At 30.9% G+C, this 1173-nt stretch carries 2 protein-coding genes; one reads left to right on the top strand and one right to left on the bottom strand.

All coding sequences use genetic code 11. The annotated features are described in order from the left end of the window. Window positions 1-670 (bottom strand): excalibur calcium-binding domain-containing protein (locus tag AC1DJR_RS30585; RefSeq protein WP_477004320.1); only part of this gene is annotated, 670 nt, incomplete at its 3' end. 208 nt (window positions 671-878) lie between these two features. Here AC1DJR_RS30585 and exsG point away from each other — a divergent pair. Next, complete coding sequence (exsG, locus tag AC1DJR_RS30580; protein WP_000395676.1) at window positions 879-1031, top strand: exosporium protein ExsG; 153 nt, start codon at window positions 879-881, stop codon at window positions 1029-1031. The last annotated feature ends 142 nt before the right edge of the window (window positions 1032-1173 follow it).

Raw genomic sequence — 1173 nt, 5'->3', positions numbered from 1 at the left:
GAGCTTGTTCATCAGCCTGGCGTTTTTGCTCTTCTTGTTGTTTACGAGCTTGTTCATCAGCCTGGCGTTTTTGCTCTTCTTGTTGTTTACGAGCCTGTTCATCAGCTAGACGTTTTTGCTGATCCTCTTGTTGTTTACGAGCTTGTTCATCAGCTAGACGCTTTTCATCTTCTTGCTCTTCGGCTTGGCGTTTTTCATCTTCTTGTTGTTTACGAGTTTTTTCGTCCGCTTCTTTCTTTTCTACTTCCTTTTTCTTTTCGTCATCTTTTTTCTCTTCACTATTAGAAGCGACTTGTTTATTAGTTGCTGTCGTTTTTTCAGAAGAAGGACCTGAAATACCTAATAGCACAACAAAAATGACAAATAAAATAGCTGTAATGATAAATTGTTTTTTTGCAACACCTGTCTTTTTAATTACAGATAATATTGCTAGTACGAGGAAGAAAATAAATAAAACAAAGCTTAAAATAGAAAAGAATTCAACGATTGGGTGATTAGAAGTCTCTGCGCCAGTTATTATTAAGACGATTGAAATCATAAAAAGAATAACAGTAGGACGCCCATATTGTTTTGCTTTGCCATTTTTCTTAAAGAATGAAATGATACATAAGATTAAAAGAATAAAAGCTATAAAAAATAAAGCTACACCAATATTACTCAAAACTGCCATTTTCATACCTCCATTTGTAAGATTTTCTCTATTGATTATATAGGGATTTATTGGATATTACACGTTTTATATTAATTTAGAAAATTAATATTTTTAATAGATTAATAAACATTTATTTCGTATATAAGGAAAAATAGATATATTTACTATTACATTTTAAAAGAGATTTCATAAATTATAGTATATCGATTGAAAGGAGGAGATTTGAATGGAATTTCAATTATTAGTGAATTGCGTGTTACAAGAAGGGAATGCTTACTTTTTAGTAACAAAAGTAGACGATGTTATTACGTTGAAAGTGCCAATTACAGCAGGAGTAGCAGGTTTATTCTTAGCTTTAGGTGTACCAAGATGTTCTTAATTTAGCTTTTGATAGTAAAAGGATGAGGGACAAGCCTTCCCCTTTTACTATTACATAATTTTTTTATGTAAACTAAATAAGGCTTTTTAAGTTTTTTAATATTATTTTTGCCATAGCACGTTTAAAACGGACATGCATATAC

Source organism: Bacillus sp. 05T31, from assembly GCF_056396725.1.
Note: the sequence above shows the minus strand (reverse complement) of the source record. Positions and strands in the feature narration are given on the sequence as shown.